Source organism: Amycolatopsis echigonensis, assembly GCF_002846615.1.
GTDB classification, from domain to species: Bacteria; Actinomycetota; Actinomycetes; order Mycobacteriales; family Pseudonocardiaceae; genus Amycolatopsis; species Amycolatopsis echigonensis.
The window spans coordinates 1203959-1229158 of sequence record NZ_PJMY01000003.1; the positions used below are offsets into that span (position 1 = coordinate 1203959).

Here is a 25200-nt window from a genome sequence, read left to right on the forward strand (position 1 = left end):
CTCAGTCCTCGCGCAGGTGCGCTTCGACCCGCTCGACCTTCGCGGCCAGCTGGCCGGAGTCGTAGCCGGGGCGGATGTCGGCCTTCAGCACCAGCCCGACCCTCGCCGAGCCCTCGCCGGCGGCTTCCACCGCCTTCTTCACCACCGCCATGACCTCGTCCCACTCGCCCTCGATCTCGGTGAACATCGAGCTGGTCGAGTTCGGCAGGCCGGATTCGCGCACCACCTTCACCGCGCGCGAGACGGCCTCGCTGACTCCGCCGTCCGGCTCCGCGGCCGAGGGGCTCACGCTGAACGCGACGATCATGCTGGCTTCCTTTCCCTGTTCTGCCCAGGGCGACCCCCACGACCGGGGTACCCGCTGGTAGCTTCGGTTGCCATGAACCGTCCGCTGCCGTTCGATCCGATCGCCCGTGCCGCGCAGCTGTGGGAAGACCGGATCGGCCCGGCCGGAACCATGGCCGCGGTCACCGGTGTGATGCGGGTGCAGCAGATCATCCAGTCGGCGGTCGACGGTGCGCTGAAGCCGCACGGCCTCACCTTCGCCCGCTACGAGGCGCTCGTGCTGCTCACCTTCTCCCGCAACGCGCGGCTGCCGATGCGGGTGATGGGCGAACGGCTGCAGCTGCATCCCACCAGCGTCACCAACATAGTGGACCGGCTCGAGCGCGACGGGCTCGTGAAGCGCGTGCCGCACCCCACCGACCGGCGCACCACGCTCGTCGAGATCACCGACGAGGGCCGCGCGCTGCGGGAAGCCGCCACCACCGCGGTCACCGACATCGATTTCGGGCTCACCGGCCTGACCGAGCGGCAGGTGGAGCAGCTGACCGAACTGCTCACCAAGGTCCGCAAGTCCGCGGGCGACTTCACCTCGTAAACGCACGAAGGGCCCGCGCTTGTCGCACGGGCCCTTCGGAAAGCGGGAGATCAGACGCCGATCGGCTCCTGCGAGCGGACGAACAGGCCGACGCCGCCGTGGGACAGCCGCTGCGGGCCGTCGAGCTTGCCGTTGCGCAGCGCCCACTTCTCGAACAGCCAGGTGAACAGCGGCGGGATGCTCGCGAGCAGCGCCAGCACCAGCGTCTTGCCGCGCCAGCCCAGCGGCTTCGCGACGGACAGGGAGGTGATCACGTACAGGACGAAGACGACGCCGTGCACCATGCCGAGGACGGGCACGCCGCCCTCGTTAGACGCGTCGACGACGTACTTGAGAAACATCCCGATCAGCAAGCCGAGCCAGGACAGAGCCTCGGCGACTGCGGCCACGCGGAACACGAGAGCGGCCTTGCTGGACACGACATCCTCCTGTGCGTCACCTGGTGCGTGCTGACTGCACACACAAAAAACACGTCCGACAGACTGTCCACGGCGGACGGAAACCGCCTGGCGTCAACAGCACTGTCGAACGGGTATGAGACCAGTGTGAGGCGTGACCGGCCTCACCGGAACACCGGGGCCCGTGACTCTGGTCACGAGCCTTCCGGACAGTGGTCTGCACCAATCAGGGCGACGACCGGAAACGGGCGGGAAATGCCCGGTTAACGGGAAAGACCACCTCCGGATCCCAAGATCCGGGAGGCGGTCTTCACCGACTGTCCACGATCGAACACTAACCGGCACAAGGAGATGCCGGCGCGGAGGAGCGTGACGTTCCCCACGTGGCCCGCGCCGAGTCGCCGGTCAGCGCGAAGTCCAGAGTGGACCCGCGGCGCAGTTGTTCGAGGCTGACGAACGTGTTGTCCGACGCCGCGCCGTTGACACGCAGCCCGGAGACGTACTGCAGCCGCGCCCCGTCCGCACCGCGCGCGTTGATGGTGAAGTCGCGGCCGTCCGGCAGGTGCAGCACGGACTTGGCGAACCGCGGCGCGTTGAGCACGAAGTTGCCGGTCCCCGGGACGGCCGGGTAGAGGCCGAGCGCGCTGAAGACGTACCAGGCGGACATGGTGCCGAGGTCGTCGTTGCCGGTGACGCCGTTGGGGGCGTTCGTGAACAGCGTGTGCGCGGCCCGCACCACCGCGGAGGTCTTCCACGGCTGCCCGGTGAGCGTGTACATCCACGGCGAGTGCAGATCGGGCTCGTTGTTGGGGTTGTAGCGGAACTGGCGGTAGTAGTCGTACGGGCCGACGACCCACTCCTCGTGCGCGGTCTTCGCCGGGTCCTTCACCAGGTCGTCGTAGGCGAAGAAGTCGTCGAGCCGCTTGCCCGCGTTGGCCGCGCCGCCCATCTTCGCGACGAGCCCGGGCACGTCCTGCTGCACCAGCCACTGGTACTGCCACGCGGTGCCCTCGTGGAAGCCGTCCTGGCCCTGCGGGCTGTACGGGCCGTCCGCCGGGGTGTACCAGCTGCCGCCGGCGACCTTCGGGCGGAAGTAGCCGGTGAAGCCGCGGTCGGTCACGGACGGATCCCACAGCGTCGCGTACGTCCGGCCCTTGGCCGCCAGTTGCTTCGCGTCTTGCTTACGGCCGAGCGCGGAGGCCATCACCGAGAGGGAGCAGTCGCCGAGCGCGTACTCGAGGGTTGCGGAGGCACCGTGCGCCGGGTCGGTGTCCTGGCCCTTCTTCGGGAAATTCGGGTCGTACTGGACGAATCCGTCGGCCTGGTAGCTCGCGTTGCCGGAACGGCCTTGGAACGGCGACGACGCGGGCGGGATCTCGCGGGAGTTCTGCAGCAGCGCTTGGTAGGCGTGCGTTTCGTCGCCGCTCAGCGCACCGAACCGCCAGAGGTCGACCAGGAACGGTGTCACCGGGTCTCCGGTCATGGTGTTCGTTTCCTGACTCGCGTACGCCCAGCGCGGGAGCCAGCCGCCTTGGTCGTGGATGGCGAGAATGCTCTTCGCGATGTCGCGGGCCCGGTCGGGTTTCACCAGGGCGAGCAGCTGGTTCTGCGAGCGGTAGGTGTCCCAGAGGGAGAAGAAGTCGTAGTACGTCCAGCCGACCGCGCGGTTGATCTTCTTGTCGAATCCGTAGTACCGGCCATCGGCGTCGTTCGCGGTCAGCGGCTGCAGGAAGGCGTGGTAGAGCGAGGTGTAGAAAACCGTGCGGTCGTCCGGGGTGCCGCCGGTGATGTCCACACTGGACAGTTCACGTCGCCAGGCGCGCTGGACGTCGTTTTTCACGGCATCGAATGGAAGGACGCGCGAGGCGGCGAGGTTCGTGTCCGCGCCGCGAGCGTCCACTTGGGAAAGCGACGTGGTGGCGGTGACTTGGCCGCCCTTCGGGAAGGTCAGCCACGCGCCGCGCAGGCCTGCGCCGCCTTGTGCCGAGCGGCTGCCGGGCGTGCCGCCGTCCGGTGACCAGGTGCCGTAGGACGAGAACGGCTGGTCGAATTTCGTGGTGAAGTATGTAGTGTACGGCTTGCCGCCGCAGAAGGCCTGTGATTCGACGGTGCCCGCGATGGTGTGGTCGTCGACGATCCGGACGCTGCTTCCGCTGACCGGCTCCTTCGCGTTGGCCTGCCCGACGTTCACGAAAACGTTGGCCGGACCGGGTTTCGCGAACGAGTACCGTTCGACGCCGCTGCGCGTGCTCGCGGTGGTTTCGACGTCGATGCCGCCGTAGCCGGTGAGATGCACCTTGTAGTAGCCAGGTTTGCCGACTTCGCCTTCGTGCGTGTACGGCGCGGCATACTTGGCTTGGTCGAAGGTTTCGGACTTGCTGGTGTCGAACGCCGCGCCCGGGCCGACGTCACCGGTGGTGGGCAGCATCGACACCAGGCCGCCCTGTTCCCAGCAACCCGCGCCGGACAGGAAGAAATGGCCGAAGCCGCGGATCGCGGTGTCGGTGTAGAGGTATCCGGCGTAGTGCGTGGTGATCGGACTGGACTGGACCATGCCGAACGGCGCGGACGCACCGGGGAACGTGTTGCCCTCGTCCTGCGTGCCGATGAACGTGTTGACCGCGTCCAGCGCATCGGCCGGACGTGCTTGCGCCGCCACGGGCGTCAGCGCCGCGGCGGCGACCGCGAGCGCCATCGCGCCCGTCAAAACTCTGCTCCTCATGGGACTCCTCTGGGAAAAGTCCGTGAAGGGCTCCTTGCGGGAATCAGATTCCCGCAAGGAGCCCTTCACGGAACGAGTGGATCAGCCCGCGGCGATGGCGAAGACGTGCAGGTCTCCGCCGCTGACTCCGCTCGGCAGCGTCACGCTCGCGACGGTTTTGCCCGCGTCCAGCGTGATCGGCGCGGTGGCGAACACCATCGTGCGGATCTGCTGCGGGTCGCCGCCCGCGGAGTTGCGGTACGGGGTGGACAGGACGATCCGGTTGCCGAACGCCGGCTGCGCCCCGCCCCCGCCGAGGGTCCAGTCGGAGAACCCGATGGCGGCGGTGGACTTGCTGCCGTCGGTGTAGGTGACGGTGAGCGTGCCTTGCGCGTTGCCGTTGCTGGCGGCCCCGAGCAGCGCGAGCCGTCCCGAGCCGGACAGGTTGATCGTCTGGCCCGCGGCCACGACGTTGTCCGGGTCGCCCACCGGGTACGACGGCCAGGTGAAGTTCAGCCCGTCGCTCGACACCGTGCTGCCCGGCTTGGCTCCGGCCGTGGCCAGCGCGTCCGCGGAGTAGCTCCAGCCGCCGCCGTCGAAGTTCCCCGCCGCCGGGTTCGAGTCCGGCGACAGACCGGTGTTGTCCACTGTGGCCAGCCAGCTGTTCGGCTTCGCGACCAGGACGGTCAGCACCGCCTGCACGTCCGCGAGACCCGGCGAGGAGAAGGTGACCGGGATCCGGCGCGGACCGTCGGAGGTGCCCGCGGGAACGCTCACCGTCACCTGAGCACGGCCCTTGCCCGCCGCCGGGACCTGGACGGAACCGGTCGCGGGCGTCAGCGTGATGCCGTCCGCACTACCCGCCGAGTAGGTCCAAGTCCTCGCGGTGCCAGACAGATCCTGCACGCCCACCGAAGCCGTCGAGGTCGTGCCAGCGGGCACCACCGCGCGTGCCGGGTCCACAAAGGACAGGCTCGGCTTCTCCTGCTCGCGGAACGACGGCGGCGCGTCGGCCGGAGCGGAACCCCACGCGGTCGCGGTCGCCGACCGGGTGAAGTCCAGCTTGCCGCCCTGCGAAAGCAGGCCTTCCGGCAGCCACGCCTTGCTGGCCGCACTGCCGTTCACGTTCAGGCTGCTGGTGTATTCGCCGGTGCCGGGAGCATTGACGGTGATCTTCTTGCCCGCTCCGGTGGTCACCTCGGCGTGCGCGAAGCGCGGCGTGGTCAGCACGGTTTCGGCGCGGCCCGGGATCTCCGGATAGACGCCGAGCGCGGACCAGACGTACCAGGACGACATCTGCCCGAGGTCGTCGTTGCCGATCAGGCCTTCCGGACGCGGGTTGTACAGCTCGTCCATCGCCCGGCGCACGATGTTCTGCGTCTTCGCCGGGGCACCGGCGAACGAGTACACGTACGGCGCGTTCGAGTTCGGCTCGTTGCCCAGGAACGCATACGGCTCATGGGGTCCGGCGTTCAGCTTCGTGAAGAATGTGTCCAAACGCGACTGCGTAGCGGTGTTGCCGCCGAAGGCGGTCACGAGACCGGCGAGGTCGTACGGAACCATCCAGTCGTACTGCGCGCCGTTGCCCTCGACCCAGCCCTGCGAGCTGGACGGATCGTAGTTCGCGGAGAACGAGCCGTCCGCGTTGCGCGGCTGCAGGTGTCCGCTGCCCGGGTTGTAGAGGTTCTGCCAGTACTGCGCCCGCTTCATGAACGTCGTGTACGTGGCGCTGTCGCCGAGGCGCTTCGCGAACTGCGCGATGGCGAAGTCCGCGCTCGTGTATTCCAGGGTGTCCGCCGCCGCGCCGGGCACGTAGCCGAGGCGCTGGTAGTCCTGCAGACCTGGCCGTTCGACGTAACCCTGCGTCGGCTGCGTAGCGCCCTTGATCATGAGCAGCAACGCTTTCTGCGCGTCGAAGTCACGCGCGCCGAACGCGTAGGCGCTGGAAACGATGATGTGGTACGGATCCCCGTTCATCACGCCGGTGTAGTCGTTCGCCACGGTCCAGCGGTCCCACGAACCGCCCTGTTCGGCGAAGGCCATCATCGAGCGCACGAGGTCTGAGGTCTGTTTCGGAGCGATCGTGGCCAGCAGAGGGACCTCGGAACGGTAGATGTCCCAGCCGGAGATGTTGGTGTACATCGCGTGGCCGCGTTCGGCCTGGTGGATCCGGCCGTCGAAGCCTGGATAGCGACCGTCCGCATCGGAGAAGACGTTCGGCTGGATCAGCGAGTGGTACAGCGAGGTGTAGAACGTCGTGGTGTCGGCGTCGCTGCCGCCGCTGACCTGGATCTTGCCGAGCTGGTCGTTCCACGCCTGCCGCGCGGAAGCGGCCACCGCGTCGAACGGCTTCGTTCCGTTGTTCTCCGCCTTCAGGTTCGCCTTCGCCCCGTCGACGGACACAAAGGACAGTCCGACCTGGACGTTGACCTGTGCGCCGTTGAGGTTCGGGAACGTCACGTATCCGCCGCTGCCCGGGCCGCTGACGGTCGTGTCCTGCGGTTTCGCCGCCGCCGGGCGCGCCAGGGAAGCACCGATGCCGTTGGGCTGCGTGACCTTCGCCCTGGCACCGCCGGTCTCCGCGGTCCTGCCCGGCGTGACCGCGCCGTTCTTCCACGTCCCGACGGACTCGAACGGAGTGTCGAACTTCGCCGAGAAGTAGACCCGGTACGAGTCCTTCGCGCCGCAGAACCGGCCGCTGGTCGCCCAGCCGCTGATGGTGTCCTTGCCGATGGTGATCGACGCGTCGTCGGTGCCGTTGACCGAGCCGGAAGTGTTGACCAGCAACGTGGACGCCGCGCCCGCCGGGTAGGTGAACCGTCCGGAACCGGTGCGCTGCGTCGCGGTCAGCTCGACCTTCGCGCCGTTGTCGAGGGCGACGTCGTACGCGCCGGCGGTCGCGTGCTCGTTCTTGTGGTCGAAGGTCGAGGTGTAGTGGCCCGGATCGGTCGCGGGCGACGTGCTGATCTCGCCGACGTACGGCATGAACGGCAGGTCCTGATACGTGGTGCAGCCCGCGCCGGAAAGGTGCGTGAGGCTGAACCCGGTGATCGTGTTGTCGTCGTAGAAATACCCGCCCGGCTGGGATTTCTTCGTGTCCGGGCTCCACTGCACCATCCCGAACGGCACCACCGCGCCGGGGAAGGTGTTGCCCGCGCCGCCGCCGGTTCCGTGGTCCGCGCCGCCGGGCCGGGTGCCGACGAACGGGTTCACCCACTTCGCCAGGTCAGCGGGTTTCGCGGCGCTCGCCGCGGGATCGGCCAGTGCGGGGGCGGCGGGGGCCAGGGACGCCCCTGTCGCCACGACCGCCGAGGTCAGGAAGATCAGTCCGGCTCTCCAGCGCGCTCGCGCCATCGCCATCGCCTCTCCAGTTGTCCGGCGCGAACCCGCCGTCACCGGCCTTCGAGGCATCGATGACAACCTTGTCGCGCACCGTCGATGCGGGCCACCTTGGGCAATGACTCACCGGATCGTCAAGACCGTGGTGAGAGCCTGTCCGATTCGAGACAACGATGTCCACCATCCGCACCAGCGGATTCGTCGAAGCGGGCAGCGCGGATCGGCGGGCATTGACAGCGCACCGGCGGATGGTGTCCAATCCCCCGCATTATGACAACGTTGTCTCACTCGGGCCGGGACGCGGACGGGCTTCCCCGCCCCGCCAGCAGGCGGGCCACGATGAGCGATGTGGCCCGGCTGGCCGGCGTCAGCATCAAAACGGTGTCGCGGGTCGTCAACGACGAGCCCGCGGTGCATCCGGACACCGCCGAACGCGTGGTGGCCGCGATCGAACAGCTGGGATTCCGCCGCAACCTCGGCGCCCGCAACCTGCGCCGCGGCTCGACCACCGGCACCATCGGCCTGGTCGTCGAGGACGTCGGCAACCCCTTCTACTCCGAGCTGAACCGCGCGGTCGAACGGATCGCGACGTCCTTCGGCAGGCACGTGCTGACCGGGTCGTCCGGCGAGAATTCCGACCGCGAACGCGAGCTGTCGCTGGAATTCTGCGCGCGGCGCGTGGACGGGCTGCTGATCGTGCCCGCCGGGCTGCAGCACGGCTATCTGGTGCCGGAGATGCGCGCGGGCACGCCGGTGGTGTTCCTCGACCGCCCGGCCGGCGACATCGTGGCCGACACCGTGCTCGTGGACAACCTCGGCGGCACCATCGAGGCGGTCAGCCACCTGGTGCGGCACGGCCACCGCCGGATCGCGTTCCTCGGCGACAGCCCGGACATCTTCACCGCCGCCGAACGCCTCCGCGGGTTCCGGGAAGGCTGTGTGCGCAACGGGATCTCCTACGACGAGAGCCTCGTGGCGATGCAGACGCCGACGCCGGAAACCGTGGGCCAGGCGGTGCGCAAGCTGATCGGCGGGCCGAATCCGGCCACCGCCGTGATCGCGGGCAACAACCGGGTCGCGGTGCACCTGCTGCGCGCGCTCGCGCACGCCGAGCACCGGCCCGCGCTGGTGAGCTTCGACGATTTCGAACTGGCGGACCTGCTCGACCCGCCGGTCACCGTGATCGCCCACGACGTCAGCGCCCTCGGGCACGCAGCGGCCGAGCTGCTGTTCGCCCGCATCCAAGGCGATCAATCCGCCCCGAGAAAGGTAGTTCTGCCTGTGCACCTCGTCGCCCGCGGTTCCGGTGAGGCCGCCCCGTGACCAAGCACCTCGAACCGGTCGCGCTCCCGGCCAACCAGCCGCCGCAGTTCTACCGGGGCGGCGACGCGATCGCCGCCCTGCGCGGGGCCAGCGGCACCGACTCGAAGTTCGGGCCGGAGGACTGGGTCGGTTCCGTCACCACCATGTTCGGCCAGGAAACGAACGGTCTCACCAAGCTGCCCAGCGGGATCTGGCTGCGCGACGCGGTCCGCGCGGACGCCGAGGCGTGGCTGGGCGCGGCGCACGTCGCGAAGCTCGGCGACTCGACGGGCCTGCTGGTCAAGCTGCTCGACGCCGGACAGCGGCTTCCGGTGCACTTCCACCCCTCGGATTCCTTTGCCCGCAAGCACTTCGACTCGCACTTCGGCAAGACCGAGGCGTGGATCGTGGTCGGCACCTACGGCGACGACCCGCGCGTGTACCCGGGTTTCCGGGAGACGCTGAGCAAGGAAACCGTCGCCGAGTGGACTCGCGAACAGGACGCACCGAGCATGCTGGGGGCGCTCAACAGCATCCCGGTGCGGGCCGGGGACACGGTCTACATCCCAGCCGGGCTGCCGCACGCGATCGGCGAGGGCGTGTTCGTGGTCGAGCTTCAGCAGCCGACGGATTTCTCGCTGACTCTGGAGTGGCGTGATTTCCTTGCCTCGCCGGAAAAGGGCCATCTCGGGATCGGCTTCGACACCGCGCTCGAAACGCTCGACACGTCAGGCTGGGACGACGACCGGCTCAAGACGATCGTGAAGCACACCTCCGGCGACGAAGCGACCACAGTGGACTTGCTCGCGCCGGACTCGGCGGAGTTCTTCCGCGCCGACCGGATCCAGCTGTCCGGCAACGCCTTCTCCCTCGAACCGTCGTTCAGCGTGCTCGTCGCGCTCGACGGCGAGGGCACCCTGCGCACCGAGCACGGCGGCGAGTTCCCGGTGGCCAAGGGCGACACCTACGCGGTGCCGTTCTCCGCGGGCCAGACGGAACTGTCCGGCTCGCTCACCGTGGTCCGGTGCCGTCCGCCTTCCCCGGAAAGGAGCCATGCCGGATGAGCGAAATCCTGCTCGACGCGGTGGACCTGACCAAGCACTACGGTTCGGTGGAAGCCTTGCGCGGCGCGTCTTTCCAGGCGCGCGCGGGCGAGGTCACGGCGTTGATCGGCGACAACGGCGCGGGCAAGTCGACGCTGGTCAAATGCCTGTCCGGGGCCGAACAGCCGACGTCGGGCCGGATCCTGCTCGACGGCACTGAAGTCCACCTGGACTCGCCGGTGGCCGCGCGGCGTCTCGGCATCGAGACCGTGTACCAGGACCTCGCGGTCGCGCCGGACCTCGACCCGGCGGCGAACCTGTTCCTCGGCCGGGAAATCCCGCGCAAGGGCCTGCTGGGCAAGCTCGGCATGCTCGACAAAGCGGAGATGCGGCGGCAGGCGGTCACCGAGTTCGAGAAGCTCGGCGTCACGCTGCAGAGCACCGAAGTGTCGATCGGCTCGTTGTCCGGCGGGCAACGGCAAAGCGTCGCGGTGGCCCGGTCGGTGGCGTGGGCGTCGAAGGTCGTGTTCATGGACGAGCCGACCGCGGCGCTGGGCGTGCGGCAGCGCGGACGCGTGCTGGACGTGATCAAGAAAGTCCGGGACAAGGGCATCGCGGTGGTGCTGATCAGCCACAACATGCCCGAGGTGCTGTCGGTGTCGGACCGGATCGAGGTGCTGCTGCAGGGCAAGCGCGTCGCCCGGTTCGCCGGTGCGGACACGAAACTCGAGGACTTGGTCGCGGCGATGACCGGCGCGCTGGTCCAGGAGGAGGCGGCATGAGCACACCATCGCGCCGGCCTGCTCGTGCCGCCGACTGGGTGCGGGTATCCCGCAAGACACGGGAGGCGGCCTGATGAGCGCTCCGGCCAAGGACATTCAGACCACTGTGGACGGCGAGTTCGCCAAGCCTCCGCTGGGGAAACGGCTCGTCGGAGCCAACACATTCTGGATCGCGCTGGTGCTGATCGCGCTGATCGCGGTGTTCACCGCCATCGCACCGGCCGAGTTCGCGACCCTGTTCACCTTCCAGACGCTGCTGATCGAAACGTCCGTGCTGCTGGTGCTTTCGGTCGGCATGACGTTCGTGATCATCACCTCCGGCATCGACCTGTCCGTCGGATCGGTGCTGATCTTCGCCGGCATGGTCGCGGGCAAGACCATGGAAGCGCTCAGCGGCGGCGACGCCTCGCACGCCGGCTGGGGCGTGATCACCGCCGGGCTGGTCGCGGCGGTGCTCGCGGGAGCGGTCTGGGGCCTGATCAACGGATTCCTCATCGCGGTGGCGGGCATCCCGCCGCTGATCGTCACGCTCGGCACCATGGGCGCCGCGCTCGGCGTGTCGCTCCTGCTCAACGGCGGGTCGGACGTGCGCAGCGTGCCGACCGAACTGAACAAGGTCCTCGGTTACGGCACGTCGTTCGGCGGGATCCCGAACCTCGTGCTGGTGGCCGTGGTGATCACGCTGATCGGCGCGTGGCTGCTGCACACCACGCGGTTCGGCCGCTACACGTTCGCTGTCGGCTCGAACGCCGAAGCGGCGCGACGGTCGGGCATCGGCGTGACCGCGCACCTGCTGAAGGTGTACCTGCTCACCGGTTTCCTCGCCGGGATCGCGGGTTTCATGTCGCTCGCCTACTACGCGTCGACCACGATCTCGGCGCACACCACCGACAATCTCAACGCCATCTCCGCGACGGTGATGGGCGGCACCAGCCTCTTCGGCGGCGTCGGCTCGATGCTCGGCACGGTGATCGGGGTGTTCATCCCGGCGGTGCTGAACAAGGGCTTCAACATCACGCACGTGCAGGACTTCTGGCAGATGATCGCGGTCGGCGCGGTCCTGATCGCGGCGGTGTGGTTCGACCAGCGCCGCCGTCGCAAGCGCAACTCCCGCTGAATCGGTCCCCGAGTACAAAGAGGTGCTTACGATGAAATTCAGCAAAACCGTCCTCGCCGCGGGGACGCTCGCGTCCGCGGCGATGCTGGTGGCCGCGTGCGGCTCCGGCCAGGTGGGCCAGAGCGGGTCCGGGGACAAGCCCGGCGGCAACTCCGCGAACAGCAAGAAGCTGGCACTGGTGCCGGGCGTGCAGGCGGAGCCCTTCTACATCTCGATGCAGTGCGGCGCGGAGGCGGAAGCGAAGAAGCTCGGTTACGAGCTGACCACGCAGGCCCCGCAGAAGTTCGACGCGGCCATGCAGACGTCGATCGTCAACGCGATGGGTTCCAACCCGCCCGCCGCGCTGCTCATCGCCCCGACCGACGACCAGGCGATGCTCGCGCCGATCGAGCAGGTGAAAAACCGCGGCGCGAAGATCGTCGAGGTCGACACCTCGCTCAAGGACAAGAGCGTCGCGGTGTCGTCGGTTTCCTCGGACAACGCCGAGGGCGGCAAGCTGGCCGCGCAAACGATGGCGAAGCTCGTCGGCGACAAACCGGGGTCGGTGCTGATCCTCGACACCATCGCGGGCACGTCCACCACCGCGGCCCGGGCGAAGGGCTTCGAGGACGAGCTGAAGAACCACCCGAACCTCAAGTCGGCGGGCATCCAGTTCACCCAGAACGAACCGGAGCAGGCCGCGTCGAAGGTGACCGCGGCGCTGGTCTCGACGCCGGACCTCGTCGGGATCTTCGCCACCAACCTCAACACCGGCGAGGGCGCGGCGACCGGCCTGCGCAACGCCGGCAAGATCGGCAAGGTCAACCTGGTCGGCTTCGACGCCAGCCCGTCCGAAGTGGACGGTCTGAAGAAGGGCGAGTACCAGGCGCTCATCGCACAGGACCCGGCGCAGATCGGCACGAAGGGCGTCGACCAGGCGGTGGCCGCGCTCGAGGGCAAGCCGACCGAGCGGAACTTGACCGCGCAGCTGCACTCGATCACCAAGGACGACCTGGACGCCAATTCGCAGTACTTCTACAAGCAGAGCTGCTAGCCGCCGGGCTGGCCGAAGGGGACTTTCCGCACGGAAAGTCCCCTTCGTCGTGTTCCCCGCTAGGCCCAACCTTCTTCCCACCTCCACCCTCAACGGACAAGCTTCGCTAGACTGCACTATTTTCCCCAGGTACCCGAGGGGAGGCCGTCGATGACCGAGAGTGCCCGGCTGCCGTGGCGCTCCCGCCCGGATGCGGTCGGCGTGCTCGGCACGGCGCGGAAGGTCGCCGACGACCTGAAAGACGGCCTGTCCGGAGTCCGCGCCCGACGGGCCGCACACGGACTGCGACGGCTGTTCGACGTGGCCGGATTGGGTCTCGCGGATCTCTCCGGCTCGCTGATGTGGTCCGGCCGCCCCGGTGCCGACGACGCGGTGTCCCAGATCCTGGACGACGTGCTGCACCAGGAAGAGCCGATCACCGCGGGCGGCGTGACGGCGGTTCCGCTGCACGTCCATGACGAGCTGGCGGGCGCGTTGGTGCTGGTCGGCGAGGTCCCTGGCGCGGTCACCCGGCAAGCGGCCGACCTCGTGGTGCAGGCCCTGGAACGGGGTCGGCTCGAAGCTTCGGCGGACCAGGCCGCGCAAGCCGAGCTACGGGCGCTGCGGGCGGAGATGTCGCCGCACTTCGTCTACAACGCGCTCACCGTGATCGCGTCGTTCGTCCGGTCGGAACCGGACCGCGCCCGCGACTTGATGCTCGATTTCGCCGACTACACCCGCTACAGCCTGTCGCGGCACGGCGAGTACACCGTCGTCGCCGAGGAGTTCCGCGCGGTGGAAACGTACCTCGCGCTGCAGCGGGCGGTGCTGGGCGAAAGACTGAAGGTCCAGGTGCGGGTCGCGCCGGAAGTGCTTGCGGTGGCGGTGCCGTACCTGGTACTCGAACCCCTCGTGGAGAACGCGATCCGGCACGGCATCGAGCCGCGGTCGGGCACCGGGCTCGTCCAGGTGCACGGACAGGCGGAAGGAAACGACTGCGTGATCAGCGTCGAGGACGACGGGGTCGGCATGGAGCCCGAACGCGCCGCCGCCATCCTCGCGGGCAGCGGCGACGGCACCGGGCTCGGACTGGCCAATGTGGACAGACGATTGCGCACGGTCTACGGGGCCTGGTACGGGCTGACGGTGGAAACGGCGGTCGGCGAGGGCACCCGGGTCGTCCTGCGGGTGCCGCGGTTCCAGCCGGGGGTGCTGCCGTGAGCGGGCTGCGGGTGCTGGCGGTCGACGACCTCGCGCCGGCCTTGGACGAACTGTGCCGGATGCTGCGCGAAGCGCCGGAAGTCGGCGAGGTCGTCGGCGCGAGCGATGCGTTGAAGGCACTGAAACTGTTGCAGGCAGACCATTTCGACGCGGTCTTCCTCGACATTTCCATGCCGGGCTTGGACGGGCTGGAACTCGCGTCCCTGCTGGCGAAACTGTCCGAACCGCCGGTGATCGTGTTCGTCACCGCACACGACGGGCACGCGGTGACCGCGTACGGCATCGGCGCGGTGGATTATCTGCTCAAACCGGTACGCGCGGAACGGCTTTCCGCCGCGCTGGCGAAGGTGACCCGCCTGGTGCCGAGCGGACGGCGACAGGCCGCACCGGACGCGATGGCCGCGCTGCCAGTCGATTCCGGCGGCCGCACGCGGTATGTCCGCCGCGACGACGTGCTGTTCGCCGAAGCCAACGGCGACTACGTCCGGCTGCACACCCGCAGCGGCGTGCATCCGGTGCGGATGCCGATCTCGCGGCTCGAAGAATATTGGGAAGGCACCGGTTTTACCCGGGTGCACCGCGGATTCCTGCTCGCGGTCAGCGCGGTGCTGGAACTGCGAAGCGATACGACGGGCGGGCTGCTGGCGCACACCGAGGCTGGCGACGTGCCGGTGAGCCGACGGCATGCGCGGGAGCTTCGGGACCGCTTGCTGGAGGCCGCGCAGCGCGGGCAGCTCGGGAGCGCCCGGTGAGGGGCACCACGAGGGCCGAGCCGCACCCGCCACTCTCCACGTCTCGTGCGCGTTCACCCCGGTTAGAACCGGGATCGCCCCGCACGACGGTTGCGCAGGACGTCCGGTGAGCCGCACCAAACGCGTCGCCGTCACCAGTCCGCAGACGAGGCTCGCCCGCTCGCGGCGCCTCGAACGCGGCCGGTGGCGGATGCCCCGCCTGCGCGCGCCGGAAGCGGAACGCGCGGCCGTGCTGTACCGGATCCAGCGCCGCCGCGGAATCCCCGCGCTGGTGGCGATGTTCGTGCTGGTGCTGGGTTTGCCGGTGCTGTTCTCCCTCGCCCCGTCGCTGGACAGCGTGCGGTTGTGGGGAATTCCGCTGTCCTGGCTGCTGATCGCGGTCCTGCCATACCCGGTGCTGGCCGGGCTCTCGTGGTGGCAGCTGCGCCGCGCCGAGAAGACCGAGGACGATCGGTGAGATGGACGTCGCGCTCGCGGTAGCCCCGGTCGTCCTCGTCACGCTGCTCATCGGCGTGCGCGGGGTCGCCGCCATGCGGACGACGTCCGACTTCCTCGTGGCGTCCCGGCGAATCTCGCCCTTCGTCAACTCCGCCGCGGTGTCCGGCGAATACCTGTCCGCGGCGTCGTTCCTCGGTGTCGCCGGGCTGATGGTGAAGGACGGCATCGGCGCGCTCTGGTACCCCGTCGGCTTCACCGCGGGATACGTCGCGATGCTGGTGCTCGTCGCCGCGCCCATGCGCAGATCCGGCGCACTCACCGTCCCCGACTTCGCCGAAGCGCGGCTCGCCTCTCCCGCACTGCGTCGTCTGGCCGCGGTTGTCGTACTCGTGATCGGGACCATTTACGTAGTCCCCCAATTCCGTACGGCCGGGCTGGTGCTCACCGCGGTCGGCGGAACTCCGTACTGGGTCGGCGTGGTCATCGCGGGCACGGCGGTCAGCGTCACGCTCGCGCTCGGCGGAATGCGCGCGGCGACGTACGTCCAGGCGTTCCAGTTCTTCCTGAAGCTCGTGCTGTTCCTCGTCCCCGCGCTGTGGCTGGTGCTCCACATCGGCACCGAAACCCGCGACGCGAGCCTCACTCCGGTCGAGTTCACCCGCTTCTCGCACGCCACCCCGGTGCAGTTCGACCACGACGTCACCCTCACCTTCCGCGAGCCCACCGCGACCGAGGACCGCGGCACGCTGCCGCCCGGGCAACTGGTGGTGCACAAGGGAGAACAGCTCACCTTCGCCGCCGGCGCGCAGGTCCCCGGCGTCAGCGGAGAGGTCGCGCTCGGCGGGCCGGACTGGCAGCGTCCGCTGCTGGAAATCGACAAGGGCTACCCGCTGCTCGGCACCTGGGCGGTCCTCATCGCGACTGTCCTCGGCACGATGGGCCTCCCGCACGTCCTCATGCGCTTCCACACCAGCCCGGACGGCCGCGCCGCGCGCCGCACCGCCGCGATCACCGTGGCGCTGCTCGGAGTCTTCTACCTCTTCCCTGGCGTCTACGGCGTTCTCGGGCGTGTGCTGGTGCCGCAGCTGTACCTCTCCGGCAACACCGACACCGTGGTCGTCGCATTGCCCTCCCAAGTCGACCACAGCTGGGCCGGGCAGTTGTTCACCGCGTTGCTCACCGCGGGCGCGTTCGCCGCGTTTTTGGCGACCTCGCTGGGGTTGCTGCTCGTAATGTCCGGCGCGCTGGCCTACGACCTGATGCCCGGCGGCCTGCGCCGTCTGCGGGTGACAGTCGTGTTCGCCGCGATCGCGATGGTGCTGCTCGCGCTGCCGTCCGCGCGGCTCGACGCCGGAGTGCTCGTGACGTGGGGGTTCACCGTCGCCGCGTCCACGTTCTGCCCGCTGCTCGTGCTCGGCATCTGGTGGCAGCGGCTCACCGCGGCGGGCGCGATCGCCGGAGTGCTGACCGGCCTGGCTGCCTCGTCCGGGTCAATCCTGTTCGCACTGGCCGGGCCGCCGATGCGAGGCTGGGTGGCGATCTTGGTCTCGCAACCGGCACCCTGGTCGGTACCGCTGGCATTCGGCGTAATGCTCGCGGTGTCGCTGCGCGGGCGCCCGCCGTCCTGGGCCGGAGCCGCGATGTTGCGGCTGCACCTCGACGAACGCCCTTCGTCCGCTCCCGGTGACCGTTCGTCAACCGTTCGTCGTGCCGCGAGGCGTTTGAGCCGCTGACGGTTCCCTCGCCCCGCCGCCCTCCCTACTGTGTCGCGGACCACATCCGCAGCGTCGCACAAGGGAGTTCCCATGAGCGCAGGCGACCCGTCCGGCGCGCCGCCGGACTCGACCTGGGAGCAGGTGCACGACAGCGCCGAGTTCCGCCAACTCCGCGGCAGGCTCCGCCGGTTCGTGTTCCCGATGGCCGGACTCTTCCTCGCCTGGTACCTGCTCTACGTCCTGCTCGCCGACTACGCGCACGGCTTCATGAGCACGAAGATCTCCGGCAACTTCACCGTCGGCCTCCTCTTCGGGCTGCTGCAGTTCGTGTCCACGTTCCTCATCACGTGGCTGTACGTGCGCTACGCCAACAAGAACCTCGACCCGCTGGCCGAGCGGATCAGGGACGACATCGAGAACCCGGCGAAGGAGGGGGCATGAGCACACAACCGCGACAGCTTGCTCGTGCCACCGACTGGCTGCGGGTATCCCGCAAGACACAGGAGACGCAGTGAAGACTCTCGCCGCGAGCGTCGAGGGCAGCAACCCGGCGCTCAACATCACGATCTTCGCGCTGTTCGTGGTCATCACCCTGGTGATCGTGTTCCGCGCGAGCCGCAACACGAAGACCGCGTCCGACTACTACGCGGCCGGCCGCGCGTTCACCGGCCCGCAGAACGGCATCGCGATCTCCGGCGACTACCTGTCGGCGGCGTCGTTCCTCGGCATCGCCGGCGCCATCGCGGTGTACGGCTACGACGGGTTCCTGTACTCGATCGGCTTCCTGGTGGCGTGGCTGGTCGCGCTGCTGCTGGTGGCGGAACTGCTGCGCAACACCGGCAAGTTCACCATGGGCGATGTGCTGGCGTTCCGGATGAAGCAGCGTCCGGTGCGCGCGGCGGCGGCGATTTCGACGCTCGTGGTGTCGTTCTTCTACCTGCTGGCGCAGATGGCGGGTGCGGGCGGTTTGGTCGCGCTGCTGCTGGGCATCGAGGGCAAAGCCGCGCAGTCGCTGGTGATCGCGGTGGTCGGCGTGATCATGATCGCCTACGTCCTCATCGGCGGCATGAAGGGCACCACCTGGGTGCAGATCATCAAGGCGGCGCTGCTGATCGTCGGTGCGCTGGCGATGACGCTGTGGGTGCTCGGCAAGTACGGCTTCAACTTCTCCTCGCTGCTGCAGGGCGCGGTCGACAAGGCGGGCAAGGCCGGCGAAGCGCTGCTCGGGCCGGGCAAGCAGTACGGCAAGGACGGCACGACGAAGCTGGACTTCTTCTCCCTCGGCATCGCGCTGGTGCTGGGCACCGCGGGCCTGCCGCACGTGCTGATGCGCTTCTACACGGTGCCGACCGCACGCGAGGCGCGTCGTTCGGTGGTGTGGGCGATCGTGCTGATCGGCGTGTTCTACCTGTTCACCCTGGTACTCGGCTACGGCGCGGGCGCGCTGGTCGGACCGGACGCGATCAAGAAGGCGCCGGGCGGCGTGAACTCCGCGGCTCCGTTGCTGGCGCTGAACCTCGGCGGACCGGTGCTGCTGGGGTTGATCTCGGCGATCGCGTTCGCCACGATCCTCGCCGTGGTCGCGGGTTTGACGATCACCGCGTCCGCCTCGTTCGCGCACGACGTCTACGCGAACGTGCTGAAGAAGGGCAAGGCCACCACTGGTTCGGAGGTCCGCGTCGCGCGGATCACCGCCGTGGTGATCGGCGTCGTCGCGATTCTCGGCGGCATTCTGGCGAATGGGCAGAACGTCGCGTTCTTGGTGGCGCTGGCCTTCGCGGTGGCGGCTTCGGCGAACCTGCCGACGATTCTCTACTCGCTGTTCTGGAAACGGTTCAACACCCAGGGCGCGCTGTGGAGCATTTACGGCGGGCTGTTCGTGACGATCGTGCTCATCGTGTTCTCGCCCGCCGTTTCCGGGAAGCCGGTCGACCCGAAGACGGGCAAGAGCGCGTCGATGCTGCAGGGCGTCGACTTCCACTGGTTCCCGCTCGACAACCCGGGTCTGGTGTCGATTCCGATCGCGTTCGTCCTCGGCTGGCTGGGCACGATCCTGTCGAAGGAACACAACCAGGCGAAGTACGTCGAAATGGAGGTCCGGGCGCTGACCGGTGCGGGCGCGGAAAAGGCCGTGCAGCACTGAGTTTTTGCCCGCTGAAACCGCTGGGTGCCGCTTCGCCGCGGCACCCAGCGGTTTTTTCAATACGGCAGCTTCCCCTGCGCGATCTCGCCGAGCGTGCCTTCCAGCACCCCGCGCAGATATCGCCACAACCCGGCGCCGAGCGAAATCCGGGCTACCCCCAGTTCGGCGAGCCCGGCCAGCCCCGGACCGCCGGGAAGCGCCGAAGCGTTGACCGGACCGCCCACCTGACGGACGAATTCGGCCAGCACTTCGGGCGAACGCACGAGAATCGGGTACACGCAGTCGGCGCCGGCTTCGAGGTACGCGCGACCGCGAGCCACGGCGTCGTCCAGCACCGCCTGCTCGTCCGGTGCCCCGAGGAACGAATCCACGCGTGCGTTGACCACCAGCCCGTCGCCAGCCGCGCGACGCAACCCGGCGAGCCACTCCGCTTGTTCCGCTGCCGGTCGCTGGCTGCCCTTGCCGTGGTCGGTGTCCTCGATGTTGCAGCCGACCGCACCGATTTCCTTCAGCCGGGCGGCGAGATCCGCTGGAGCCAAGCCGTATCCGGCCTCAGCGTCGACGGTCACCGGCACCGAGACCGCGTCCACGATCCGCTTGGCCGCCGCGAGCATCTCGTCCGCCGACGCACCTTCGTGGTCCGCTTGCCCGAGCGCCGCCGCTACCGCCGCGGAACTCGTTGCCACCACGGGGAATCCGGCCGCTTCTACCGCCTTCGCGGTATCCGCGTCCCAAGCGTTCGGCAGGACCAACGGCTTCCCGGGCACGTGCAGCGTCCGCAGCGTCCCGGCGGTCACTCCGCACGCTCCGGCAACGGGGCGTGGCTCGCGACCATGAGCCGGTTCCAGGTATTGATGGCGACAACGCACCAGGCCAGCGCGCGATACTGGTCCTCGGTGAACACGCGGACCGCCTCGGCGTAGACGTCTTCCGGGACGTCTTTGTGGTCCGAAATCCGGGTCATCGCCTCGGTGTAGGCGAGCGCGGCGCGTTCCTGTTCGGTGAACAGCTCCGTCTCGCGCCACCCCTCGAGCACGTACAGCCGCCGCGGCGATTCCCCGGCCGCGACGGCCTCCGCCGCGTGCATGTCGAGGCAGTAGGCGCATCCGTTGATCTGCGACGCGCGCATCTTGACCAGCTCGATGAGCTTCTCGTCGAGCCCGGCGTTCGCGCTGGCCTTCTTCACCTCGCCCTGCAGGTGGGACATCGCTTGGTACAACCCGCCCGTGGCGAGCGCGATTCGCTTCGTCATGCCACCCACGCTAATCCGGAGTGGCCTAGCCGGGTGGTCCAGTTCGACGTGGGTGGTGTGGGCCAGTCAGCGGCCGCAGAACAGGCAGAGCGGCAGGACCAGCTCGAGGTCCGTCTTCCGCACCGGCTTCCCGTCCACCGGCGTCTTCCCCGGCGGGGTGTCCGCGTCCGGCTGGATGCCGCCCGCCGCGACGCGGTCCAGCGTGCGCAGCCCGGCCGGGCCGACCGTGCCGAAGACCGTGTAGTTCGGAAGCAGGCTGGAATCCCCGTACACCACGAAGAACTGCGAACCGTTCGTGTCCGGTCCGGCATTCGCCATCGCCAGCAGGCCGCGCGCGTACGTCCGGCGCTTCCCGGAAGGGTCGGACGGGGCGGGCGGAAGCGTCGTCGGAAGCTCGTCGCGGAACTTGTAGCCCGGGCCGCCCTCGCCGGTGCCGGACGGATCGCCGCACTGCAGGACCCTCAGCGTCGGGTACGCGGTGAGCCGGTGGCAGGTCGTCCGGTTGTAGAAGCCGCTGGCCGCCAGGTGCAGAAAGCTCTGTACCGTGCACGGCGCCTCCGCGCGGTTGAGCCGCAGCGGGAGCGGGCCCTGGTTGGAGAACACGGCGACGTCGACGCTGCCGTGGTCCGGTGTGTGCTTCGGATCGCGAGGAAGGGACACCGGGCGGACTGCGGGATCGTCCGGAGTTTCGGTGTACTGGCACGGCCCCGACGTGACCTTCGGCGGCGCCGCTTCCGCCGCCGAAGCCGGTGCTGCCACGGCGACCAGCGACAACGCGGTCAGCACGGACACGAGCAGTCTTTTCATTCCGGTTCCCCTCCCAGTGCACGGAAGATCGCAGTATAGGGACGGGAAACTGCCCGCGCTTCCGGCGAAAGTCGCATCCTGGCCGGTGGTGGGCGCCCGCGTCGGGTGCCTTGGAGCGGCGAGGGCGCTAGCCCTTCAGCTCCGCGATCAGCTGGTCCGCCGCCGCGAACGGGTCCAGTTCCCGGGCGACGACTCGCGCCGCCAACTCGCCCAGCCGGTCGCCGTCCCGGAGATCCGCCAGCTCCGCGTGCAGCCTCCGCAACGCGATCGCGGCGACTTCCTCCCGGGCGCGAGCGGCGCGGCGGCGGTCCAATTCCCCGTGCGCGACAAGCCATTCATGGTGCGTGCGCAACGCCGACACCACCTCGTCGACGCCCTCGCCCTTCGCCGCGACCGTGCGGACGATCGGCTGCCGCCAGCTCGGCCCGCGCAGTTCCCGGCGGGCCAAGGCGATCATCTGCTTGAGGTCGTGCACCGTCGCGTCGGCGCCGTCGCGGTCGGCTTTGTTGACCACGAACACGTCCGCGATCTCCAGCACGCCCGCTTTCGCCGCCTGGATGCCGTCGCCCATCCCCGGGGCCAGCAGCACCACCGTGGTGTCAGCCAGTTTCACGACGTCCACTTCGGACTGTCCAACCCCGACAGTCTCGATCAGCACCATGTCGAATCCGGCGGCGTCCAGCACCCGCACCGCCTGCGGGGTCGCCCACGAAAGGCCGCCGAGGTGTCCCCGGGTGGCCATCGAGCGGATGAAGACGCCGGGATCGGTGGCGTGCTCGGTCATCCGGATCCGGTCGCCGAGCAGCGCGCCGCCGGTGAACGGCGACGACGGGTCGATCGCCAGCACCCCGACGCGCAAACCCTCGCCGCGCAAGGCAGTGAGCAGCGCGGAGGTCGACGTCGACTTGCCGACCCCCGGCGGACCGGTGAGCCCGACGACGCGGGCGCGCCCGGTGTAGGGCGTCAACGCACGGGCGATGTCCGGCACTCGCGGCGAGGAGTCCTCGACAAGCGAAATGAGCCGGGCGACCGCGCGCGGTTGTCCTTCCCGCGCGCGGCCGACCAGCTCATCGAGGTCCGGGCCGGGCACCTTACGCCGACGGAACGCGGATCAGCAGCGCGTCGCCCTGACCGCCGCCACCGCACAGCGCCGCCGCGCCGAGGCCGCCTCCGCGACGGCGCAGCTCGTGCACCAGGTGCACGGCCAGCCGCGCACCGGAAGCGCCGATCGGGTGGCCGAGCGCGATCGCGCCGCCGTTGACGTTCACCTTCGACTGGTCCAGGCCGAGCTTCTCGCTCGACACGAGACCGACCGCGGCGAACGCCTCGTTGATCTCCACCAGGTCCAGGCCGCCCACGTCCAGCTTCGCCTTCTTCAGCGCGGCGCGGATCGCGTTCGACGGCTGCTCGTGCAGGCTCGCGTCCGGACCGGCGACGACCCCGTGCGCGCCGATCTCGGCCAGCGGCGTGATGCCCAGTTCGGCCGCCTTCTCCGGGCTGGCCACGATCACCGCGGCCGCGCCGTCGGAAATCTGCGACGCCGAACCCGCGGTGATGGTGCCGTCCGAGGCGAACGCCGGACGCAGCTTCGCGAGGCTCTCGCCGGTGGTGTCGGCCCGCACGCCCTCGTCAGTGGAGAACACCACCGGGTCGCCCTTGCGCTGCGGGATCGACACCGGCGCGATCTCCTCGCGGAAGAATCCGGCCTCGATCGCCGCCGCGGCGCGCTGGTGCGACCGCGCGGAGAACGCGTCCTGCTGCTCGCGGGTCACGCCGTAACGGCTGTTGTACTTCTCCGTCGACGAGCCCATCGCGACCTGGTCGAACGCGCAGAACAGGCCGTCGTAGGCCATGTGGTCGACCAGCGTGGTGTCGCCGTATTTGAAGCCGGAGCGGGACTTCGGCAGCAGGTGCGGCGCCTGCGTCATCGACTCCTGGCCGCCCGCGACGACGAGGTCGAACTCGCCCGCGCGGATCAGCTGGTCGGCGAGCGCGATCGCGTCGAGGCCGGACAGGCAGACCTTGTTGATCGTCAGCGCCGGGACGTCCATCGGAATGCCCGCGGCGACCGCGGCCTGGCGCGCCGGGATCTGGCCCGCGCCGGCGGTGAGCACCTGGCCCATGATCGTGTACTGGACCTGGTCCGGGGAGACGCCGGCCCGTTCGAGCGCGGCCTTGATCGCGATCCCGCCCAGCTGGGCTCCGGAGAAGTCCTTCAACGAGCCGAGCAGTCGCCCGATCGGGGTACGGGCAGCGCCCAGGATCACGGAACCGGACACGACGTCCTCCAAAGCATCGGTGCACTGGCAGTGTTCCCACGATACGGCCTTCGCGGTGTTCCCGGCTCGTCTTGATGGAGCCAGTGTGAGGGGGCGCACGCGGGGTTCCGCCCGCCGCTTCGAGGCTTATCCTCGCCGGTATGGACACCGAGCCCAGCGCATCCGTGCTCAAGCCGTTCGTGACCGCGATCGACCACGTCGGGATCGCCGTGCCCGACCTCGACGCGGCCATCGCCTTCCACCGCGACCACTTCGGCCTGGAGGTCGCGCACGAGGAGGTGAACGACGAGCAGGGCGTGCGCGAGGCGATGCTGCGCGCCCCGGGTGCCGCGGGGACCGAGACGATGATCCAGCTGCTCGCCCCGTCCCGGGACGATTCGACGATCGCCAAGTTCATCGGCCGCAACGGACCGGGCCTGCAGCAGCTCGCCCTGCGAGTGTCCGATGTGGACGCTGCCGCGGCGGCGCTGCGGGAAAAGGGACTGCGGCTGCTCTACGACGCGGCCAAGCGCGGGACCTCGAACAGCCGGGTGAACTTCGTGCACCCGAAGGACGCGGGCGGGGTTCTGGTCGAGCTGGTGGAGCCCGCCGCCTCCGCGCACTGACCGACTCCAATGCCGCATTGGGTGCATGCGACGCACCCAATGCGGCGTTCGGCGCGTTGAGCGCACCCCATGCGGCGTTGGGGCGCGCGACCGGAGCGCGGGGATGGCGGGTGCTTCTGCCGCGGGACCGCAGCGGGCCGACGCGAGTTGCCGACAGGGCTAGTCGCGTCCAGGCACGGCGGTGGGGTCGTGGGTTCTCCCCCGGCCTAAGCACGCACGAGCGCCGTCACACCGCTGAAGCAGGCGGCGTCCCCTTCGGCACCCGAGCCGACAGCGCGTTCGCCACGAACGTCAGCTCCCCGTCGAACTCCGCCGGGCGGTCGTCCCCGGTGTGCCGGGCCGTCGCGTGCCGGTGGGTGACCGCTCGGGCCAGCAGTCCGGACGCGTTGTCGATGTCCGCTCCGGGGAGCCGTCCGCCGGTCGCGGCCACGATCACCGATCGCATCAGCCGGACCAGTTGCTGGAACCGTTCGGACAGCGCGTCGCGGACGACGTGATGGGTGTCGGCCTCGCGCCACAGCAGGTGCGAGAGCCCGAGGGAGCCGGAAAACCGGCGGTCGAGTTCGCCGACCAGCCTGCGCAAAGAACCCGCCAGGTCCCCGGGAACGACGACCGCGGCGGGTTCGATGCGTTCGTCCGGCAGCCGGTCGACCAGAGCGGCCAGCAGGTCGGACTTGCGGCGGAAGTAATAGTGGACCAGGCCCTTCGGGACCCCGGCGCGCTCCGCGATGCGGGACGTCGGGGTCGCTTCGAAGCCGGACTCGGCGAACAGTTCCTCCGCCGCGCACAGGATCCGTTCTTTCGCCGAGTCGTCGGTCATGTCACCTTTCCCAACCAGGGCTTCGCTGCCCCGTCAGTGCTGGCCCGCCATCCGGTGGGCGGCGTTGGCCTCCGGCATCGCGGCCGCGCCGGCGATGATCGTCAGCGCTCCGCCGACCCAGGACGTCCACGACGCCCCGTTGAATTCCGTATACCCCATCACCCACGGCGCGATGAACAGCAACGCGCCGAGGACGATCTGCACGCCCTCGCCGTAAACCATGCTCGGCGCCGCGAGCGACACCAGGCCGTCGATCGCGATCAGCGCACCGAGGACCACCATCGTCCACACCATCGTGGTGTTCGTGCTCAGCCAAAGGGGTGAAAGAGCGGCGACAACGCCAATGACGACTTCGGCCCAGTCGTAGGGCCGCGTCCAGGCGCGCGTCGAGACTTCACTCATTCGTGCTCACCTCCGCCGGAAAAGAGCCGTTCAGGGAGATTTCCCACTTCCGACTATGCGCCTTGACTGGCCAGCCGGTCAAGATCCGTGCGTCACACTTCGACTCGTCTACCCGGCCCCTGTCTCGTACAGTGAGGCCCCCGGTTACCGACGAGTAATTTCGTCCAGTCGCGCCGCGACCGACCCCTGGAG

24 protein-coding genes are annotated in these 25200 nt (G+C 69.2%); 13 read left to right on the forward strand and 11 right to left on the reverse strand.

Annotated elements, in window-relative coordinates; translation table 11 throughout:
• Position 1: 1 nt before the first annotated feature.
• Complete coding sequence (locus tag ATK30_RS10140; protein ID WP_101435369.1) at positions 2-307, reverse strand: thiamine-binding protein; 306 nt, start codon at positions 305-307, stop codon at positions 2-4.
• Between the two features lie 72 nt (positions 308-379).
• Here ATK30_RS10140 and ATK30_RS10145 point away from each other — a divergent pair, with 72 nt between their 5' ends.
• Positions 380-880 carry a MarR family winged helix-turn-helix transcriptional regulator gene (locus ATK30_RS10145; RefSeq protein WP_101435370.1) on the forward strand — a complete coding sequence of 167 codons (501 nt, stop codon included), beginning with the start codon at positions 380-382 and terminating at the stop codon, positions 878-880.
• A 50-nt stretch (positions 881-930) separates the two neighbouring features.
• Here ATK30_RS10145 and ATK30_RS10150 read toward each other — a convergent pair whose 3' ends face one another.
• From ATK30_RS10150 to ATK30_RS10160, 3 genes are all read right to left on the reverse strand, one after another.
• Positions 931-1299, reverse strand: coding sequence for a DUF3817 domain-containing protein (locus ATK30_RS10150; RefSeq protein ID WP_101435371.1), 369 nt, complete (start codon positions 1297-1299; stop codon positions 931-933).
• 313 nt (positions 1300-1612) lie between these two features.
• Complete coding sequence (locus ATK30_RS10155; RefSeq protein ID WP_101435372.1) at positions 1613-4000, reverse strand: GH92 family glycosyl hydrolase; 2388 nt, start codon at positions 3998-4000, stop codon at positions 1613-1615.
• 81 nt (positions 4001-4081) lie between these two features.
• Complete coding sequence (locus ATK30_RS10160; RefSeq protein WP_101435373.1) at positions 4082-7339, reverse strand: GH92 family glycosyl hydrolase; 3258 nt, start codon at positions 7337-7339, stop codon at positions 4082-4084.
• A 318-nt stretch (positions 7340-7657) separates the two neighbouring features.
• On the opposite strand from ATK30_RS10160, the gene ATK30_RS10165 reads away from it, so the two are divergent.
• The 11 genes from ATK30_RS10165 (at position 7658) to ATK30_RS10215 (ending at position 18843) form a co-directional block, all read left to right on the forward strand.
• A complete protein-coding gene (locus ATK30_RS10165; RefSeq protein ID WP_101435374.1) occupies positions 7658-8641 on the forward strand; it encodes a LacI family DNA-binding transcriptional regulator in 984 nt (327 codons plus the stop codon).
• Positions 8638-9684, forward strand: coding sequence for a class I mannose-6-phosphate isomerase (locus ATK30_RS10170; RefSeq protein ID WP_101435375.1), 1047 nt, complete (start codon positions 8638-8640; stop codon positions 9682-9684). The genes ATK30_RS10165 and ATK30_RS10170 overlap by 4 nt, the downstream gene beginning before the upstream one ends.
• Entirely contained in the window at positions 9681-10445 is a 765-nt protein-coding gene (locus tag ATK30_RS10175; protein ID WP_101435376.1) for an ATP-binding cassette domain-containing protein, read from the forward strand. Before ATK30_RS10170 ends, ATK30_RS10175 begins: the two co-directional genes overlap by 4 nt.
• Before the next feature lie 73 nt (positions 10446-10518).
• The gene (locus ATK30_RS10180) at positions 10519-11562 is read left to right on the forward strand and encodes an ABC transporter permease (RefSeq protein WP_101435377.1); all 1044 of its coding nucleotides are present in this window, start codon (positions 10519-10521) and stop codon (positions 11560-11562) included.
• Between the two features lie 31 nt (positions 11563-11593).
• Entirely contained in the window at positions 11594-12595 is a 1002-nt protein-coding gene (locus ATK30_RS10185) for an ABC transporter substrate-binding protein (protein ID WP_101435378.1), read from the forward strand.
• 150 nt (positions 12596-12745) lie between these two features.
• On the forward strand, positions 12746-13795 hold the full coding sequence (locus tag ATK30_RS10190) for a sensor histidine kinase (protein WP_101435379.1): 1050 nt from the start codon (positions 12746-12748) through the stop codon (positions 13793-13795).
• A complete protein-coding gene (locus ATK30_RS10195; protein ID WP_101435380.1) occupies positions 13792-14547 on the forward strand; it encodes a LytR/AlgR family response regulator transcription factor in 756 nt (251 codons plus the stop codon). The genes ATK30_RS10190 and ATK30_RS10195 overlap by 4 nt, the downstream gene beginning before the upstream one ends.
• Positions 14548-14653: 106 nt before the next feature.
• Positions 14654-15004: a DUF485 domain-containing protein gene (locus tag ATK30_RS10200; protein ID WP_101435381.1), complete on the forward strand. Its 351-nt coding sequence runs from the start codon at positions 14654-14656 to the stop codon at positions 15002-15004.
• 1 nt (position 15005) lies between these two features.
• Positions 15006-16718 carry a sodium/solute symporter gene (locus ATK30_RS10205; RefSeq protein WP_101435382.1) on the forward strand — a complete coding sequence of 571 codons (1713 nt, stop codon included), beginning with the start codon at positions 15006-15008 and terminating at the stop codon, positions 16716-16718.
• A gap of 72 nt (positions 16719-16790) precedes the next feature.
• Entirely contained in the window at positions 16791-17141 is a 351-nt protein-coding gene (locus ATK30_RS10210; RefSeq protein WP_101435383.1) for a DUF485 domain-containing protein, read from the forward strand.
• A 70-nt stretch (positions 17142-17211) separates the two neighbouring features.
• Positions 17212-18843 (forward strand): solute symporter family protein, encoded by a 1632-nt coding sequence (locus tag ATK30_RS10215; protein WP_101435384.1) that lies wholly within the window; start codon positions 17212-17214, stop codon positions 18841-18843.
• Between the two features lie 56 nt (positions 18844-18899).
• On the opposite strand, the gene ATK30_RS10220 is transcribed toward ATK30_RS10215, so the two are convergent.
• The 5 genes from ATK30_RS10220 to ATK30_RS10240 form a co-directional block, all read right to left on the reverse strand.
• Entirely contained in the window at positions 18900-19640 is a 741-nt protein-coding gene (locus tag ATK30_RS10220; protein WP_101435385.1) for an isocitrate lyase/PEP mutase family protein, read from the reverse strand.
• Positions 19637-20095, reverse strand: a complete 459-nt coding sequence (locus ATK30_RS10225) for a carboxymuconolactone decarboxylase family protein (protein WP_101435386.1) — start codon at positions 20093-20095, stop codon at positions 19637-19639. Before ATK30_RS10225 ends, ATK30_RS10220 begins: the two co-directional genes overlap by 4 nt.
• Positions 20096-20161: 66 nt before the next feature.
• Positions 20162-20902, reverse strand: a complete 741-nt coding sequence (locus ATK30_RS10230) for a peptidylprolyl isomerase (RefSeq protein ID WP_101435387.1) — start codon at positions 20900-20902, stop codon at positions 20162-20164.
• Between the two features lie 127 nt (positions 20903-21029).
• On the reverse strand, positions 21030-21992 hold the full coding sequence (meaB, locus tag ATK30_RS10235) for a methylmalonyl Co-A mutase-associated GTPase MeaB (protein ID WP_101435388.1): 963 nt from the start codon (positions 21990-21992) through the stop codon (positions 21030-21032).
• A gap of 1 nt (position 21993) precedes the next feature.
• Positions 21994-23181 carry an acetyl-CoA C-acetyltransferase gene (locus ATK30_RS10240; protein ID WP_101440735.1) on the reverse strand — a complete coding sequence of 396 codons (1188 nt, stop codon included), beginning with the start codon at positions 23179-23181 and terminating at the stop codon, positions 21994-21996.
• Positions 23182-23321: 140 nt separating this feature from the next.
• On the opposite strand from ATK30_RS10240, the gene mce reads away from it, so the two are divergent.
• A complete protein-coding gene (gene mce / locus ATK30_RS10245; protein WP_101435389.1) occupies positions 23322-23786 on the forward strand; it encodes a methylmalonyl-CoA epimerase in 465 nt (154 codons plus the stop codon).
• A gap of 226 nt (positions 23787-24012) precedes the next feature.
• Here the strand turns inward: mce and ATK30_RS10250 are convergent, their stop codons facing one another.
• Positions 24013-24606 carry a TetR/AcrR family transcriptional regulator gene (locus ATK30_RS10250; RefSeq protein ID WP_101435390.1) on the reverse strand — a complete coding sequence of 198 codons (594 nt, stop codon included), beginning with the start codon at positions 24604-24606 and terminating at the stop codon, positions 24013-24015.
• Positions 24607-24639: 33 nt separating this feature from the next.
• Entirely contained in the window at positions 24640-25008 is a 369-nt protein-coding gene (locus tag ATK30_RS10255; RefSeq protein WP_101435391.1) for an SPW repeat domain-containing protein, read from the reverse strand.
• Positions 25009-25200: the final 192 nt, after the last annotated feature.

Bases quoted from the DNA above. Each gene is read 5' to 3' on its own strand.
- ATK30_RS10175 (WP_101435376.1), top strand. From the start codon at position 9,681: ATGAGCGAAATCCTGCTCGACGCGGTGGACCTGACCAAGCACTACGGT.
- ATK30_RS10205 (WP_101435382.1), top strand. From the start codon at position 15,006: ATGGACGTCGCGCTCGCGGTAGCCCCGGTCGTCCTCGTCACGCTGCTC.
- ATK30_RS10225 (WP_101435386.1), bottom strand. From the start codon at position 20,095: ATGACGAAGCGAATCGCGCTCGCCACGGGCGGGTTGTACCAAGCGATG.
- ATK30_RS10140 (WP_101435369.1), bottom strand. From the start codon at position 307: ATGATCGTCGCGTTCAGCGTGAGCCCCTCGGCCGCGGAGCCGGACGGC.
- ATK30_RS10180 (WP_101435377.1), top strand. From the start codon at position 10,519: ATGAGCGCTCCGGCCAAGGACATTCAGACCACTGTGGACGGCGAGTTC.
- ATK30_RS10165 (WP_101435374.1), top strand. From the start codon at position 7,658: ATGAGCGATGTGGCCCGGCTGGCCGGCGTCAGCATCAAAACGGTGTCG.
- ATK30_RS10160 (WP_101435373.1), bottom strand. From the start codon at position 7,339: ATGGCGATGGCGCGAGCGCGCTGGAGAGCCGGACTGATCTTCCTGACC.
- ATK30_RS10250 (WP_101435390.1), bottom strand. From the start codon at position 24,606: ATGACCGACGACTCGGCGAAAGAACGGATCCTGTGCGCGGCGGAGGAA.
- ATK30_RS10185 (WP_101435378.1), top strand. From the start codon at position 11,594: ATGAAATTCAGCAAAACCGTCCTCGCCGCGGGGACGCTCGCGTCCGCG.
- ATK30_RS10190 (WP_101435379.1), top strand. From the start codon at position 12,746: ATGACCGAGAGTGCCCGGCTGCCGTGGCGCTCCCGCCCGGATGCGGTC.
- ATK30_RS10155 (WP_101435372.1), bottom strand. From the start codon at position 4,000: ATGAGGAGCAGAGTTTTGACGGGCGCGATGGCGCTCGCGGTCGCCGCC.
- ATK30_RS10255 (WP_101435391.1), bottom strand. From the start codon at position 25,008: ATGAGTGAAGTCTCGACGCGCGCCTGGACGCGGCCCTACGACTGGGCC.
- ATK30_RS10230 (WP_101435387.1), bottom strand. From the start codon at position 20,902: ATGAAAAGACTGCTCGTGTCCGTGCTGACCGCGTTGTCGCTGGTCGCC.
- mce (WP_101435389.1), top strand. From the start codon at position 23,322: ATGGACACCGAGCCCAGCGCATCCGTGCTCAAGCCGTTCGTGACCGCG.
- ATK30_RS10210 (WP_101435383.1), top strand. From the start codon at position 16,791: ATGAGCGCAGGCGACCCGTCCGGCGCGCCGCCGGACTCGACCTGGGAG.
- ATK30_RS10145 (WP_101435370.1), top strand. From the start codon at position 380: ATGAACCGTCCGCTGCCGTTCGATCCGATCGCCCGTGCCGCGCAGCTG.